Below are 14,416 nucleotides of genomic sequence, written 5' to 3'. Positions count from 1 at the left end.
AGGGTCACCCGGTCCGCCGGCGGAGCCGCCGGACCCAGCCGAGCCGGCCTCGCGGCGTCCTGCCCGGACGCCGGCCGGCCCTCCGGACCGGGCGGACCGCACGGCCCGCTTTCAGGCCGGCGCGTCCAAGCAGCCGAATCAGCAGCCAGCAGAACACCGCCAGCATGCCGAACAGGACACCCGTCACGATCCGCCAGCGCATGCTCTCGACCTGCAACACCTCCGGCACCAGCGCGGCGACGCCGGCAACCGCGGTGATCGAGAACAGCCACTGGAGCCGCTGCTGGAACAGCGCCGTCTGCAACCCGAAGAGCTGGCTCAGGTTGCTGCGGAGCAGTTCCAGGCGCTGCCGGGCGGCCTGAAGGTGCCGGGGCACCCGCAAGCCCTCGATCAGGAACGTGGCCACCGTGATCCGCATCGGATCCCGGTACATCAGATCCACGTTGCCAACCTCGGCCAGCCCTCGGCTCAGCTGCAGTTGCACCCGTGCCAACTGGGTGATGCGGGCGCCGAGTGAGTGCCCCGGCCCGACGAGTTCGTCGCGGTCATTCGGATCCACCCCCATCCAGAGCTGGCAGAAGAACCACTCAGCATGGATCTGCCCGTACATGTCCTGAACCATTCGGACGGCCTCCGGGCCGCCCTCGACCCCATCGTGCAGTACGGCCACCGTGGACCAGCCCGTGGGGGCACGTAGATGTGATCGATGTCGAGGCTCACCCAACCATTCTGGTTGCCGCGCTCAACCGCGGGCTGCCCTGCCGTCCGGTGGGCGTCAGCGGTGCATGTGCAGGCGGATCGTGGTGGCACCGGGCCTGGTGTGGACGCGTACGAGATCGCAGAGTTGGTTGACCAGGATGAGCCCTCGGCTGCCGGGCTGCCGCGGCGGCACCGGAATCCGGCCGGCGAGCGGATTCGTGATGTGCCCGGTGTCGCTGAACTGACAGATCAGTCGCGTGCGGTCGGTCCACACCGCGAGGGTGCCGCCGGCGGCGGTGTGTCTGACCGTGTTCGTGGCCAGTTCGTTGACCGCCAGGGTCAGGTCGGAGACCCGGTCCGGGGCCAGTCCGGCCGCGATGGCCTCGGCGGTCACCAACCGGCGGATGGCCGGAAGGGCAGGTAGGTCGACGATGATGGTGGCCGCGTGGGCGGGCGGGTCCCGCAGCGGCAGGTTGAACCCAGCGGCCACCACGACTGGGTCGGCGTAGTGCGGGCTCTCCCACACCGCACCGCCCATCTGCACCGTCGGATGGGTGCGGTAGGCGTCGTCAAGCCAACTGCGGGCCAGGCTGCTGGTGTCGTAGGGGCAGAGGATGGTGGCCGGTCGGCCGGCGAACGCCGCGTTGATGAGGGCCTCGTGCTGGGCGCAGGCGGGGTATTCCGTCGCGGTACGGCCGGCCCAGATGGGCTCACCGATGATGCGTACCCGCTTGCCGGGGTGGGCGGCGGCGAAGGCCAGCAGGACGCCCGGAAGGATTCGCCCGGGGTTGCGCCCGGCCACGCTCATGTCGTGCAACTGGACCCGGTCTGCGTCGCTGCCGAGCGTGGTGCGGATGTGGTCGAGGTTGTCCCCCGGTACGGCGACCATGACCGGCTCACCGGCGGCGAGCCCGGCGTGGATGAACGGCACCGTGCCGGCCAGGTACTCCTCGTGATCGCCGTAGAAGAGGGCGGGGTGCGCGAAACCGCCAGCCCTGGTGGCGACGGACGGACTCATGCTGCGGCCTGCGGGGTGGGTGATCCGGAGTCGCTCAAGGGAGACTTCTGTCGGCCGCGTGGATGGCGAGCAGGGCGATGTCGTCGGTTGCCTGTTCGCCGGCGAGTTTGGTCATGATGCGGGCGCAGACCATTTCGGCGGTGCCCGGTTCGATGGCCGCGCGGAGCCGTTCGATGCCCACGTCGATGACCTCGCCGCGGCGTTCGACGAGCCCGTCGGTGTAGCAGATCAGTACCGCATTGGAAGGGAACTCGACCTCGGTGTACCGGCGGGCCGGCTGACGAGGGCCGATACCCAGCGGAAGATCAACTGGAATGGTCAGCGTGTCGGCCAGGTGCCCTGGCGTGGCCAGGATGGGTTGCAGGTGCCCGGCAAGGGACACCTGGATGGTGGTCCGGTCCGGGGAGATCATGGCGTACAGGACCGTGGCGAGGTTTCCGGTCTCGAAATGGTGGACCTTGCGATCGAGGAGCGTCAGCGCCTCCGCGGGGTCATCGCAGACCAGCGCGTAGGCGCGCAGCGCGCTGCGGAGGCGCCCCATCACGACCGCCGACCGCAGTCCATGTCCGGAAACGTCACCGATGACGACGCCCAGCCAGCCGGAGGGCAGGGTGAACACGTCGTACCAGTCGCCGCCGACGCCGACGTCGTGACCGGGTACGTAGCGCGCGGCCATATCCACACCGGGCGCGTCAGGTAGGTGGGTGGGCAACAGGCTGCGTTGCAGCGCGAGGGCCGCGGTGCGGTCGAGGCCGCTGGCCTGCGCGCGGGTGGCAAGGCTTGCCCGGTCGGCGGCGAGTTGCAGCAACTGCACGTCGGCGTCGGTGAATCGGTGCGGTCGCAGGCAGCCGACATGTATGACGCCGATCACGTCGCCGCCGGCGAGCATGGGCACGCCCAACAGCGAGCGGACTCCCTGGTCGAACAGGGCCGCGTCGTCGTCCGCGGCGAGGTTGTCCAGTCTGACGGGCTGCTTCTCCTGAGCGATCCGGCCCGCGAAGCCATGGCCGACGGGGACCCGAGCACCGTGCCGGACCTCTCCCCTCAACCCCTGCGTCGCAGTGGAGACGAACTGCTGGGCGTGTACGTCCAGCAGCAGGATGGACGCGGTTTCAACCCCCAGCACCTCTCGGACACGATCGAGGAGCTCGGCCAGAAGGTCCTTGACGTCGAGCTGGGACAGCGCGGCGTCCGTTACCGCCTCGATGCGACGCAGCCGCTCGTCGCTCCCGCTACCCTGCACGTCAATCACGTGCAGGAGCCTAACTCTTCCCGAGCCCAGGGCAGGCCAGGAGCACTTCCTCTATCGGTCCAGACCGTCGCCGATGACACCACCTATAAGGTGCATTTCGCCTGTTTGGTGTTTCCGTCCCGACCTGCGCGAGGCTGTCGGCCCACGCGGTGAGCGTCAGATGGCCTCCGCCTTGGCCACCTTCCATTCCCCGTCGACCGGGACCAGTGTGAGCACCACCCGGTTCTGGTCGACCTTCTCCCCCGCCGTGTTCACGTTGCGCCGGTACTGGTTGAGGTACACGAGCAGCTCGACCCGTTGGGCGGTCGCGGTCACCACGCCCGTCGCGGACACCTCCGCCGCAACGACCGCCTGCTGCGTGGCCGCGGTCTGCTTCAACGCCGCTGTGGTCTGCTCGTACTCCTTGCCGAACGGGCCGGTCGCGAAGGTGCGGCCGTTGGCGACGCTGTCGTCAAAGGTGCGGTAGTCGTAGGAGAAGATCGCCTTGGCGGCGGCGGGCGCGGTGGCCAAGGCCTGTCGTACGGCCGCATCCCGCTGCCCGGCGCGGTGGTCGCCCCACCAGCCGAGACCGGCGACGGCGGCCGCGAGCACGATCGCGACGGCCAGGGCCGGGACGAGCCGGATCCGGGCCGGGCGCCGCCAGAGGACGCGCGGCCGTCGCACGAATTCGACCAAAGTACCCACAGGTCCTCCCTCTCTCAGCCGACGAACTGCAGGCGGGACACGAGCCACCGGCCCGATTCGTTGTCGCGGACCAGGTCCAGCTGGATCCGGTAGTGCGACGGCCGCCCCTCGGGTGCCTTGACGTTCTTGACGGTGGCGTCGACGGCCACCAGCACGACCGCCCGGCGGCGGTCGCCGGAGACCAGCCCGGCCCGCAGCACCGACCCGCGCGAGTCGACCTTGTTCTCCACGACCGCAGCGCGCACCTGCGACTGCCCCCGGGTGAACTCATCCCGGAAGTCGCCGGTGGCCCCGGTCGTGATCCGCTGGATGTCCCGGTCGACGCTGGCCGCGCTGACCGAGACAAAGTTGACGCTGGCCTGTCTGGCTGCCGCGACGGCCGCCTGCCGGGCCTGCTCCGTCGCCCGGTCGACGTACCACCGGCGCCCGGTCACGCCGGCGGCGGTGAGCGCCGCAGCGAGGAGTACCACGAGCACGACGATGGACATCCGTCGCCGTCCCGCCGGCACGGCCCTGGCCGGCTCGCCCTCGGAACGCTCACCGGAGGGCTTCTCCAGCGGACCGTCCGCGCTCGCCGGGTCGTCCCCGCCCACCGGATCCTCGAACTCCGTCGGGTCCTCGACCGGTTCCTGGTCGAGCCGCCGCAACAGGTCCTCGATCGGCTCCGTCGGTCGGGGAAGCTGGCGGGGGACGATCCGGCGCTGCGACGCCCGGCCCGGAGCCCCAGCCTTCGCCCCCTTGATGACTTTCAGCGTGTGGTCCCTGCGGGCCCGCATCGCCACCTCCTTCTTCGCGCCGGTCACCGGGTCACCCCGGCGAGCAGCAACTGCTTCCACGACTGGTCCCCGGCCATCCGGGACTGACCCCCGGTTCCGCCGAACTGCAATGGCCGGCCGTCCGAGCCGAGCACCAGGCCGGTCGCGGGGTCGTACCCGCCGGTCCCGGTCCCGGCGGGCGGGGCGGCGGCTGACGGCCCCGGGTCGGGGGCTGGTTCCCGGCCGCCCGGTCGGGGGGCGTTGGCGGCGCCGCGCACGCTGGCGCCGCCCGCGCGATCCCCTGCTCCGCACGTAGTTCCGCCGCCGCGGTACACGCAGGACGGCGGATCGTTGACGTTGAGGACCAGGCCGAGGTGGGCGGTGCCGTCGCCCGGCGTGACGGTGAAACCACCGGCGACGGCGATCGGGTACACCACCAGCAGGTGCTCGATGCCGGGCAGCCGCCGGGCGGCGATGCCGTTGACGGTCACCAGGTTGCCGAGCAGGGTGCCGACCGTCGGTTCCAGCCCGCGCAGCAACGCGACCAGTTCCCGCCCGGCGGGAGGCCCGGCGGCGAGCAGCCGCCGCAGGTCCGGGTCGGCGTCGCGGACGGTGGCCGCCAGCTGGGCCAGTCCTGCCGCCCACCGGCGCAGCGCCTCGGCCGACTCGGCCTGGGTGGTGAGCACGGTTCGTCCGTCGTTGATCAGCGCGAGTGTCTCCGGCAGGCGGGTGGTCGCCTCGGTCAGCAGCGCGTCCCCGTGGTCGAGGATCCGGGCCAGGGCCAGCTCGTTGCCCTCGAACGCGGTGCCGAGTTCGGTGATCAGGACGGTGAGATCCTCCGGGTCGACGGAGCGGACCAGGGCGTCGAGGTTGCTCAGCAGCACCTCCGGCGCCAGCGGGACACCGGTCCGGTCGGCCGGGATCACCGCGCCGTCAGCGAGGTACGGCCCGCTGTCGCGCTCCGGACGCAGGTCCACGTACTGCTCGCCGACGGCGGAGCGTTGCGCCACCACGGCCCGCAGGTCGTCCGGTACCCGGACGTCGCGCTGCAACCGCAGGTCGGCGCGGACCCCGTCACCGCGCAGGGCGACTGCGGCGACCCGGCCGACGGGCACCCCGCGGTAGGTGACCGGGGCGTTGGGGAAGATGCCGCCGGCCCGGGCCAGGTCCATGTGGACGACGTAGCTTCCGCCGAGCAGCCGGTCGCCCAGCCCGACGTAGCGGATGCCGACGTAGCTGACGCCGAGGACGCTCACCAGCAGGAACGCCAGAACCTGCACCTTCGCGGTACGTCCGATCATGGCTTCAGCCCCCCTCCCAGGACGTCCGGCAGGCTGCCGATCTGTCCGATCACCGCGCCGGTCAACGGCAGGACGCACTGCGCCGACATGACCGTGCCCGCGGGCAGTTCGGTCTCGACGGGAAAGACCGTGCCCGGTGGTACGAGGCCCTTCGGCAGGATCAGTCCGCCGATGGGCACCGTCGAGCCGGGCTTGAGCAGGACGCAGCCCTCCGGCAGCAGACAGTCCTTCGGCGGCGTCCAGGTCGCGGGGAAGTTGCGCGGGTCGGGCAGGCACTTCAGGATCGGCAGGTCGGGCAGCGGACGGGACCCGCCGCGAGGTCGCGGGGTGGCAGGTGCGGGGCCACCCGCCGCTGGCGCCCCGCCGCGGCTAGCCCCCGGTGACGGCGTGGCCGGACGGGCCGGGGCGGCGGGGGCCGCGGCGACCAGGTTCGCCAGGATCGACGCCGAGTCGAGGTCGGCGGTGACGGAGAGGTTGACGAAGTCGCCGACGATCGCGCCGGTGACGTTCGGTGGGAACGGGTAGGACAGCATGAAGTCCAGCGACTTCGGCAGGTCGTCCCCGGCCCGTGCCAACTGCTCCAGGATCGGTTGCAGCGCCCGGACGTCGGCCAGGGTGTCGTCGCGGCTCCGGTTGACGACCTGGGTGCCGACGTCGCCCAGCTGGTCCAGAGCGGTCAGCGCCCGGGTCAGTTGGGCGCGCTGGCCGGCCAGCACGGTCAGGCCGGGGGCGAGGGAGTCCACGGCCTCGCCGAGCACCTGCTTCTGCCGGTCAAGCCGGCCGCTGAGCCGGTCCAGGGCGTCGAGGGCGCGGACCAGATCGGCCTTCTGCTTGTCCAGCCCGCCGATGAACGTGTCGAGCTGGCGCAGCGCGTCCCGGACCGCGGGTTCCCGTCCGTCGAGTGCGGTGCCGAGCTCCTGGTTGATGGTCCTCAGTTGCGCCAGACCGCCCCCGTTGAGCAGCAGCCCGAGGGCGGCGAGGACCTCTTCCACCTCGGCGCCGCGAGCGGTCCGGGACAGCGGGATGATGTCGCCGTCGGCGAGTCGACCGCTGGCGGCGCCGGTGGGCGGCGGCGCGACGGTAACGTACTTCTCGCCCAGCAGGCTGCTCTGCCGGACGGCGGCCGTTGCGTTGGACGGCAGCCGTACCTCTGCGCCGATGCGCAGGGTTACCTGGGCGGTCCAGCCGGCCAGGGAGATCTTCTCCACGCTGCCGACCGTCACGTCGTCGACCTTCACAGCGGCGTGCGGCACAAGGTCGAGCACGTCGCTGAACTCGGCGGTGACGGCGTACCCGTCGCCCTTCGGGGCGCCGCCGGGCAGCGGCAGGTCGGTGAGGTCGGGCAGGCCGCATCCGGCCGGCAGCATCGCCACTACGATCGCGCACGCCAGGGTCCGCAGTGTGCGGGCGGTCATGACAAACCCCGCAGGATGCCGCCGAGGGTGGGGTCGCTGGTGATGCCGGGGCCGCCCGGCGCCTGGTCGGGGATCGGCGCACCGGGGGAATCGAGGGGAGGATTTCCCGGTGAGGACCCGCCGGTGGCCGGGGCGCCGGGCGGCAGCTTGAGGAGCTTGCGCAGCTGGTCGGTCATGGGCAGCCCGCGGGAGTGCAGGGTCTGCGCGAGTGCCATGCACTTGGCGGGCACCTGGGCCGCGGGCAGCTGGTCCATCATCAGTGAGCAGGCGAAGCCAGCAGGGTCGTAGGGACCCATTACGTTGTCGCGGGTGTCCAGGGTGCCGGATCGCGGGTTGTAGGCGAGGCTGAGGTTGCCAAGGGCGAGCGGGGCGACGTCGAGGATGTCGATGACGGCCTGCTGCTGGCGGACCAGGATGCCGGTGATGTCCGCCAGCGCGGCGACGTTGGAGGTCAACGCGTCCCGGTTCTGCCGCACGAACGTGGTCACGTCGGCCAGCGCGGTGGAGAGGTTGCGCAGCGCGGCGGCCAGTTCGTCGCGTTCCCCGGCGAGTTGTTCGGCGACGTCGGCCAACTGCTGGTTGAAGGCGCGCACCTCCTGGTCGCTGCGGGCCAGCGCGGTGGTGAAGCGTTGCAGGTTGACCACCGACCCGAAGAGGTCCTGCCGCCCGGCGGAGAGGGTGGCCAGTGCCTGGGACAGGCCGTCGAGGGTCTCGTGCAGGTTCTGGCCGTTGCCCTCCAGGTTGGCGCGTCCGGTGGCGACCAGGTCGGACAGGGCACCATCGCGGTTGGCGCCCTCCGGGCCGAGGGTGCGGTTGAAGTCGTCGAGCGCCTGGTAGATGTCGTCGATCTCCATCGGAGCAGCGGTCCGCTCCAGCGGTATCTCGGCCCCGTCGGCGAGCGCGGCTCCGCCAGCGTAGGCGGGGGTGAGCTGGACGTAGCGGTCGCTGACCACGCTGGGCGGCACGATGAGCGCCTGCGCGTCGGCGGGAACGGCGATCCCGGGGTCGTAGGACATGGTCACCTGGACGGTGCGGCCCTGCGGGGTCACGGCGACCACCTCGCCGACGCGGACGCCCAGCACCCGCACGTCCGATCCGGGGTACACCCCGACGGCGCGGGTGAAGTGGGCGACCACCCGCTGCGGGGGTGTGCCGCCGCGGAGAACGACCACGCCGGCGGCGACGGCTACCAGGAGGACGGTGGTGACGGCGATCGGTCGTCGCCACCGCTGGATGGGACCGGGCATCAGCGGCCTCCCGTCGTGGGCTGGTACGGCTGGAGCAGACCGGAGACGTACGAGTCGAACCAGCGGCCGTTGCCCACCACGTTGGCGAACGCGGTGACGAACGGCCCCATCCGCTGGATGGTCTTCTCCAGGTCGTCCCGGTTGCGCTGCAGGATGGCGACCACCTCACGCAGCTCGCGCAGCGCGGGAGCGAGCTGGGCGCGGTTGTCGGTGACCAGTCCGGACAACTGGGTGGCGAGCTCGTCGGTGCCGACGAGCAGCTTGTGGATGGCGTCCCGACGCCGGCTCACCTCGCTCAGCAGCGCCTCGCCGTCGGTGACCAGTTTGCGGAACTCCTCGTCCCGAGCGGCGAGCACGGCGGTCACCTGACGGGCGCGGTCGAGCAGCGCCCGCAGTTCGGCGTCGCGTCCGGCGACGGTCCGGGAGAGCCGGGAGAGTCCGACCAGGGAGGCGTTGACGCTCTCGGGCGTGTCGGCGAAGGTCTCGGACAGGGTGGTGAAGGCGGCGGCGAGCTGGTCGGTGTCGACCTTGTCGAGGGTGTCGGCGAGTCCGGTGACCGCCTGCACCACGTCGAACGGCGCCGCGGTGCGGGCGAGGGGGATCTGCCCGCCCTCGCGCAGTCGACCCGGCCCGGCCGGCGAGAGGGCCAGGTACTTCTGGCCGAGCACCGTCTTGATCCTGATCGTGGCGCCGGTGTCGGTGCCGAGCCGGACGCTGTCGTCGTCCACCCGGAACCGGACCCGCACGTAGGGCGCGCCGTCGCGGGCGAGTTCCACGGCGGTCACCTTGCCCACCCGCACCCCGGCGACCCGCACCTCGTTGCCGGTGACGAGGCCGCTGGCGTCGTGGAAGGCCGCCTGGTACCTGCGTCCGGTGAGGTCGGCCAGCCGGTCGAGCTGGAAGGCACCCAGCAGCACGGCGACGATCAGCGCCAGCCCGAGCGTGCCGACGACCACGGGGTTGCGTTCCCGAAACGGTGTCACTGGCTGCCGCCGGCGCATCGGGCGGCCGGGGCGCTGAAGGTGGGCAGGTCGAGCGGTGCCCGGCCCGACACCGCCACCTTGCCGTCGAAGTCGCAGAGGTAGAAGTTGAACCACGAGCCGTAGGACGCGACGCGGGTCAGGGACTGGTACCGCTCGGGCATCCGCCCGAGGGTGCTGTCGATAACGGCCGCGTTGCGGTTGAGGGTGCCGGAGAGTTCGCCCAGGGCGCGCACGTCCGCGGCGAGCGGTGGTCGGACATCGCGCAGCAGCGACGACGTGGCGGTCGTGAGCTCGCCGATGCTGACCAGCGACTCGCCGATGGCCGTGCGGTCGGCGGACAGCCCGGAGACGAACTGCTGCAGCTGGCTGATGCTCTGGTCGAGGTTCTGGTCCCGTTCGGCCAGGGCGCCCAGGACGCCGTTGAGGTTGGTGATGACCCGCCCGATGACGGCGTCCCGGTCGGCGAGGGTGTTGGTGAGCGACGCGGTGCGTTGCAGCAGGCTGCTGACCGTGCCGCCCTCGCCCTGCAGCACCTGGATGATCTCGTAGGCGAGCTTGTTGACGTCGTCCGGGTCGAGCGCCGTGAACAGGGGCCGGAACCCGCTGAACAACACCGTTAGGTCCAGCGCCGGGGTGGTCTGGCCGAGCGGGATCAGGCCGTCGGGCCGCAGTGGTCGCCCCTCCCCCGGGCCCTCGCTCAGCGCCACGTACCGCTGGCCCACCAGGTTGCGGTAGCGAATCTTGGCGCGGACGCTGGTGGCCACCGGGACGTCGGTGGTGACGGTGAAGGCCACCTCGGCGGCGGTGTCGTCGACCACCTTGATGCCGCGGACGCGGCCGACCTTCACGCCGGCGACGCGGACGTCGTCTCCGGTAAGCAGTCCGGTGACGTCGGTGAACCGGGCGCGGTAGGTGACGCCACCCGGCGGGAAGGCGCCGAGGGTCTGCGCGAGCAGCGCCGTCAGCAGCAGGGTCACGGCGGCGAAGACCACCAGCTTCAGCAGGGGCACCATCATCCGGTTGCTCATCGCGCGTGCACCACCCCTCCCCTCAGCAACGGCCCCCACAGCAGGACCGCGATGTCGGGAACCTCCGCGGGCAGGATGCCGGTGACGGCGCCGACCAGGGGCTTGACCAATGCGCGCTCCTCGCCGGTGGCGGCCCGGCCCATCGCCGGGGAAGCGCCGGCGGGCGCGGTCGCCGGCAGGCCGACGGGCAACGGGGTACGCGGGCGAGCACCCCCGCGGTCGTAACCGTCGTTGACGGGCACGTCGGGCGCCGGCTGCCCTGGTTGGGGCAGGCCGCGGCACTGCGGCCCGCCGTGCGCGCCGTAGACGGGCTCGTCGCGTCCCTTCTCGTACTTGCCGCCGTCGCGGGTGACCTCGAGGGTGATGTGCATCCGCCCGCCGGAGAAGACCTCCTCGACGCGGGGTTGCAGGGCGACCAGGCCGCTCATCAGGCACGGATACTCGGGGGCGTACGTGGCGAGCAGTTGCAGCACCGGGCGACTCACCTGGCCGAGCTCGATGAGCTGGTCACCGTGCCGGTCGAGGAAGCTGCGGGTGGCGTCGGCGGTGTCGGTGGTGTCGGCGAGGAACGCCGCCAGCTGTGCGCGCTGGTCGGTGACCGTACGGGCGGTGACGGTGACGTCCCGCAGCAGGGCCAGCAGATCGGGTAGGGCGGCGTCGTAGCTGTCCAGCACGACGGCGAGCTTCCGGACGTCCTCGGCGATGGTCGGCATCGCCGGGTTGAGCTGCCGCAGGTACGCATCGAGCCGCTCGACGTTGGCGCCGAGTTGCTCGCCGCGACCTTCGAGTGCGGCGGCGATCGCGCCCAGCGTCGCGGCGAGCTGGTCGGGCCGCACCGCCTGCAGCAGCGGCAGCGCCTCGTCGAGAACCCGTTCCAGCTCGACGGCGGTGCTGCTGCGGTCCTGGGTGATGACGGCGCCGTCGCGGATCGGTACGGCGTTGCCGCCGACCGGCGGGACCAGCTCGACGTACCGCTCGCCGAAGAGCGTCTTGGGCAGCAACCGCGCGCTGACGTCGGCGGGGATCCGCGGCGTCGAGGTCGGGTCCAGGGCCAGCCGGATGGTCGCGCCGACGCCCTCGCTGCCGACCGAGCGCACCTCGCCGACGACGACCCCGCGGACCTTGACGTCGGCGCCCGGGCTCAGCTGCAGTCCGGATCGACCGGCCTGCAGGGTGACCCAGTCGACGGGGGTGAACGCCTTGCGGTACTGCAGCACGGAGGCGGTCAACGCCGCGGTCAGTACGGCGATGAAGACGATGCCGAGAATGCGATGTCTCATGCTCACCCCGCGATCCGGACGGTGGTGGTCGCGCCCCAGATGGCCAGCGACAGGAAGAAATCGACGATGTTGACCGCGACGATGGCGAGCCGGACGGCCCGTCCGACCGCGACGCCGACGCCGGCGGGCCCGCCGCTGGCGGTGTAGCCGTAGTAGCAGTGCACCAGCACCACGATCACGCTGAACACGAGCACCTTGCCGAAGGACCAGAGCACGTCCTCGGGTGGCAGGAACAGGTGGAAGTAGTAGTCGTAGGTGCCGGCCGACTGGCCGTAGTAGTGCACGGCGATGGTGCGGGTGGCCAGGTAGCTGGCGAGCAGCCCCACCACGTACAGCGGGATGACCGCGAGGAATCCGGCGATCATGCGGGTGGTGACCAGGAACGGCAGCGAGGGCACCCCCATCACCTCGAGTGCGTCCACCTCCTCGGAGATCCGCATCGCCCCGAGCTGGGCGGTGAACCCGCAGCCCACGGTGGCCGACAGGGCCAGCGCCGCGACCAGCGGGGAGATCTCCCGAGTGTTGAAGTACGCCGAGACGAAACCGGTGAAGGCGCTGCTGCCGAGCTGGTTGAGCGCCTGGTAGCCCTGCAGTCCGACCTCGGTGCCGGTGAAGAACGTCAGGAAGCAGATGACACCGACGGTGCCGCCGAGCACGGCGAGCGCGCCGGAGCCGAAGCTCACCTCCGCCAGCAGCCGTATCACCTCACGCTTGTAGCGGCGCACCGTTCGCGGCGCCCAGGCGAACGCCCGCAGGTAGAAGGCGAGCTGTCCGCCCAGGTTGTCGAGGTACCGCAGCACCAGCACGTCAGCTTCCCTTCTGCGGTACGACCTGGAAGTACACGGCCGTGACGATGAAGTTCAGCGCGAACAGCAGCATGAAGGTGATCACCACGCTCTGGTTGACCGCGTCGCCGACCCCCTTCGGGCCGCCCTTGGCGGTCATCCCCTTGTACGAGGCGACCAGCGCGGCGGCAGCGCCGAACAGCAGCGCCTTGACCTCACCCACCAGCAGGTCGGGCAGTTGCCCCAGGGCCTGGAAGCTGGCCAGGTACGCGCCAGGTGTGCCGCCCTGCAGGACCACGTTGAACAGGTAGCCACCCGTCACCCCGACCACGCTGACCAGGCCGTTGAGCAGCACGGCGACCAGCATCGAGGCGAGCACCCGGGGCACCACGAGGCGGTGGATGGGATCGATGCCCAGCACCTGCATCGCGTCGAGCTCCTCGCGGATCTTCCGAGAGCCGAGATCGGCGCAGATCGCCGAGCCACCCGCGCCGGCGATGATCAGCGCGGTGACGATCGGCCCCGCCTCACGGACCACCGCGAGCACCGACGCCGCGCCGGTGAACGACTGCGCCCCGAGCTGACGGACCAGCGAGCCGAGCTGCAACGCGATGACCGCGCCAAAGGGGATGGAGACGAGCGCGGCGGGCAGGATCGACACCGAGCTGATGAACCAGGCCTGCTGGACGAACTCGCGGACCTGCACCGGTCGCCGGCCGAGGCCGCGCAGTGTGTCCAGGCAGAACGCGAAGAACTCCCCGGTGTGCCGTACGGCGGTGACGGGGCCGCTCATCCGGGGACCCCCGCTCCCTGCCGCCCGTCCCCGGCCGGCGGTCCGTTCAGCGCGACGGTGGGCTCTTCGGCGTCGCGTAGCCCGGCGAAGGAGCCGGGTGGCGGGGTGACGCCGTGCTCCCGGCACCACTGCCCCGGTGGCCGCTCGGCGGCGCGGGGCAGTCCGTCCGACGGCGGCAGCTGCAGCGGGATGGGCGGCAGCGGCGGCAGTTCCACGCCGGCGTCCGCCTCGGCTCGCAGCTCCTCGGCGTCCTTCTCCTCGGCCATGCCGATCGGTCCGATCCGCTGGGCGTTGAGGAACTGCCGCACCACCGGCTCGGTGCTGGACAGCAGCATCTCCCGCGACCCGAACATGGCCAGGTGCCCGTGGTAGATCAGGCCGATGTTGTCGGGCACCGTGCGCGCGGTGTTGATGTCGTGCGTGACGATCAGAAAGGTCGCCCCGGTCCGCTGGTTCAGATCGATGATCAGCTGGTTCAGGTACGCGGTGCGAACCGGGTCCAATCCGGAGTCGGGCTCGTCGAACAGGACGATGCGGGGGTCAAGCACGAGCGCGCGGGCCAGGCCGGCCCGCTTGCGCATCCCACCGGAGATCTCCCCCGGCAGTTTCTTCTCGGCGCCGACCAGGCCGACCATGTCGAGCTTCTCGGTGACCACCTCGCGGATCTGGGACTCGGACTTGCGGGTGTGCTCCCGCAGCGGGAAGGCCACGTTGTCGTAGATCGTCATCGAGCCGAACAGCGCGCCATCCTGGAACAGCACCCCGAACAGCTTGCGCACCTCGTACAACGCCCGCTCCGAGAGCCGGGGCAGGTCCTTGCCCTCGATCCAGATCGACCCGGCGTCGGGGCGTAGCAGCCCCACCAGGGTCTTGAGGAACACCGACTTGCCGGTGCCGGACGGGCCTAGCAGCACGGATATCTCGCCGGCCGGCAGGGCCAGGCTGACGTCCGACCAGACCGGCTGGCCACCGAAGGACTTGGTCAGCCCCTGCACCGCCACCTCGACGCCCATCCGCCCTCCCTTCCCGGGTCGCTACCTGAGACATCGCGGCGATCCGGCCGGGCGCAACAACTTCTTTGCGCTACGCCACCAACACCGAAGGTGAACTAGGCAAAGTGGCGTACGTCTCGATAGCGTGCGGTTAACCGGCCGGTAACGAAGGTGTCTCGCGTCC

14 protein-coding genes are annotated in these 14,416 nt (G+C 71.3%); all 14 read right to left on the bottom strand.

The annotated features are described in order from the left end of the window. Positions 1 to 4: 4 nt before the first annotated feature. Complete coding sequence (locus OG990_RS07450; RefSeq protein ID WP_406079506.1) at positions 5 to 610, bottom strand: hypothetical protein; 606 nt, start codon at positions 608 to 610, stop codon at positions 5 to 7. 165 nt (positions 611 to 775) lie between these two features. Then, positions 776 to 1,717: an anti-sigma factor RsbA family regulatory protein gene (locus OG990_RS07445; RefSeq protein WP_406079505.1), complete on the bottom strand. Its 942-nt coding sequence runs from the start codon at positions 1,715 to 1,717 to the stop codon at positions 776 to 778. 34 nt (positions 1,718 to 1,751) lie between these two features. Continuing rightward, positions 1,752 to 2,843 carry a PP2C family protein-serine/threonine phosphatase gene (locus OG990_RS07440; RefSeq protein WP_406081688.1) on the bottom strand — a complete coding sequence of 364 codons (1,092 nt, stop codon included), beginning with the start codon at positions 2,841 to 2,843 and terminating at the stop codon, positions 1,752 to 1,754. Positions 2,844 to 3,125: 282 nt separating this feature from the next. Beyond that, entirely contained in the window at positions 3,126 to 3,632 is a 507-nt protein-coding gene (locus tag OG990_RS07435; protein ID WP_328415643.1) for a hypothetical protein, read from the bottom strand. Between the two features lie 35 nt (positions 3,633 to 3,667). Next, complete coding sequence (locus OG990_RS07430) at positions 3,668 to 4,456, bottom strand: hypothetical protein (protein ID WP_406079504.1); 789 nt, start codon at positions 4,454 to 4,456, stop codon at positions 3,668 to 3,670. Then, positions 4,453 to 5,709: an MCE family protein gene (locus tag OG990_RS07425; protein ID WP_406079503.1), complete on the bottom strand. Its 1,257-nt coding sequence runs from the start codon at positions 5,707 to 5,709 to the stop codon at positions 4,453 to 4,455. Before OG990_RS07425 ends, OG990_RS07430 begins: the two co-directional genes overlap by 4 nt. Continuing rightward, complete coding sequence (locus tag OG990_RS07420; RefSeq protein ID WP_406079502.1) at positions 5,706 to 7,124, bottom strand: MCE family protein; 1,419 nt, start codon at positions 7,122 to 7,124, stop codon at positions 5,706 to 5,708. Before OG990_RS07420 ends, OG990_RS07425 begins: the two co-directional genes overlap by 4 nt. Then, positions 7,121 to 8,371 (bottom strand): MCE family protein, encoded by a 1,251-nt coding sequence (locus OG990_RS07415; protein ID WP_406079501.1) that lies wholly within the window; start codon positions 8,369 to 8,371, stop codon positions 7,121 to 7,123. Before OG990_RS07415 ends, OG990_RS07420 begins: the two co-directional genes overlap by 4 nt. Continuing rightward, complete coding sequence (locus OG990_RS07410; RefSeq protein ID WP_406079500.1) at positions 8,371 to 9,354, bottom strand: MCE family protein; 984 nt, start codon at positions 9,352 to 9,354, stop codon at positions 8,371 to 8,373. The genes OG990_RS07415 and OG990_RS07410 overlap by 1 nt, the downstream gene beginning before the upstream one ends. Further along, positions 9,351 to 10,382: an MCE family protein gene (locus OG990_RS07405; RefSeq protein WP_406079499.1), complete on the bottom strand. Its 1,032-nt coding sequence runs from the start codon at positions 10,380 to 10,382 to the stop codon at positions 9,351 to 9,353. Before OG990_RS07405 ends, OG990_RS07410 begins: the two co-directional genes overlap by 4 nt. Beyond that, positions 10,379 to 11,662, bottom strand: coding sequence for an MCE family protein (locus tag OG990_RS07400; RefSeq protein WP_406079498.1), 1,284 nt, complete (start codon positions 11,660 to 11,662; stop codon positions 10,379 to 10,381). The genes OG990_RS07405 and OG990_RS07400 overlap by 4 nt, the downstream gene beginning before the upstream one ends. Positions 11,663 to 11,664: 2 nt before the next feature. Continuing rightward, the gene (locus OG990_RS07395) at positions 11,665 to 12,459 is read right to left on the bottom strand and encodes an MlaE family ABC transporter permease (protein ID WP_386984607.1); all 795 of its coding nucleotides are present in this window, start codon (positions 12,457 to 12,459) and stop codon (positions 11,665 to 11,667) included. A 10-nt stretch (positions 12,460 to 12,469) separates the two neighbouring features. Further along, entirely contained in the window at positions 12,470 to 13,240 is a 771-nt protein-coding gene (locus OG990_RS07390) for an ABC transporter permease (protein WP_363754157.1), read from the bottom strand. Continuing rightward, the gene (locus OG990_RS07385; RefSeq protein WP_406079497.1) at positions 13,237 to 14,253 is read right to left on the bottom strand and encodes an ABC transporter ATP-binding protein; all 1,017 of its coding nucleotides are present in this window, start codon (positions 14,251 to 14,253) and stop codon (positions 13,237 to 13,239) included. Before OG990_RS07385 ends, OG990_RS07390 begins: the two co-directional genes overlap by 4 nt. Between the last annotated feature and the right edge of the window lie 163 nt (positions 14,254 to 14,416).

This window comes from Micromonospora sp. NBC_00858 (assembly GCF_045207365.1).
GTDB lineage: Bacteria > Actinomycetota > Actinomycetes > Mycobacteriales > Micromonosporaceae > Micromonospora.
The sequence above is the reverse complement of the archived record's forward strand: the minus strand, read 5'-3'. Positions and strand labels throughout refer to the sequence as shown.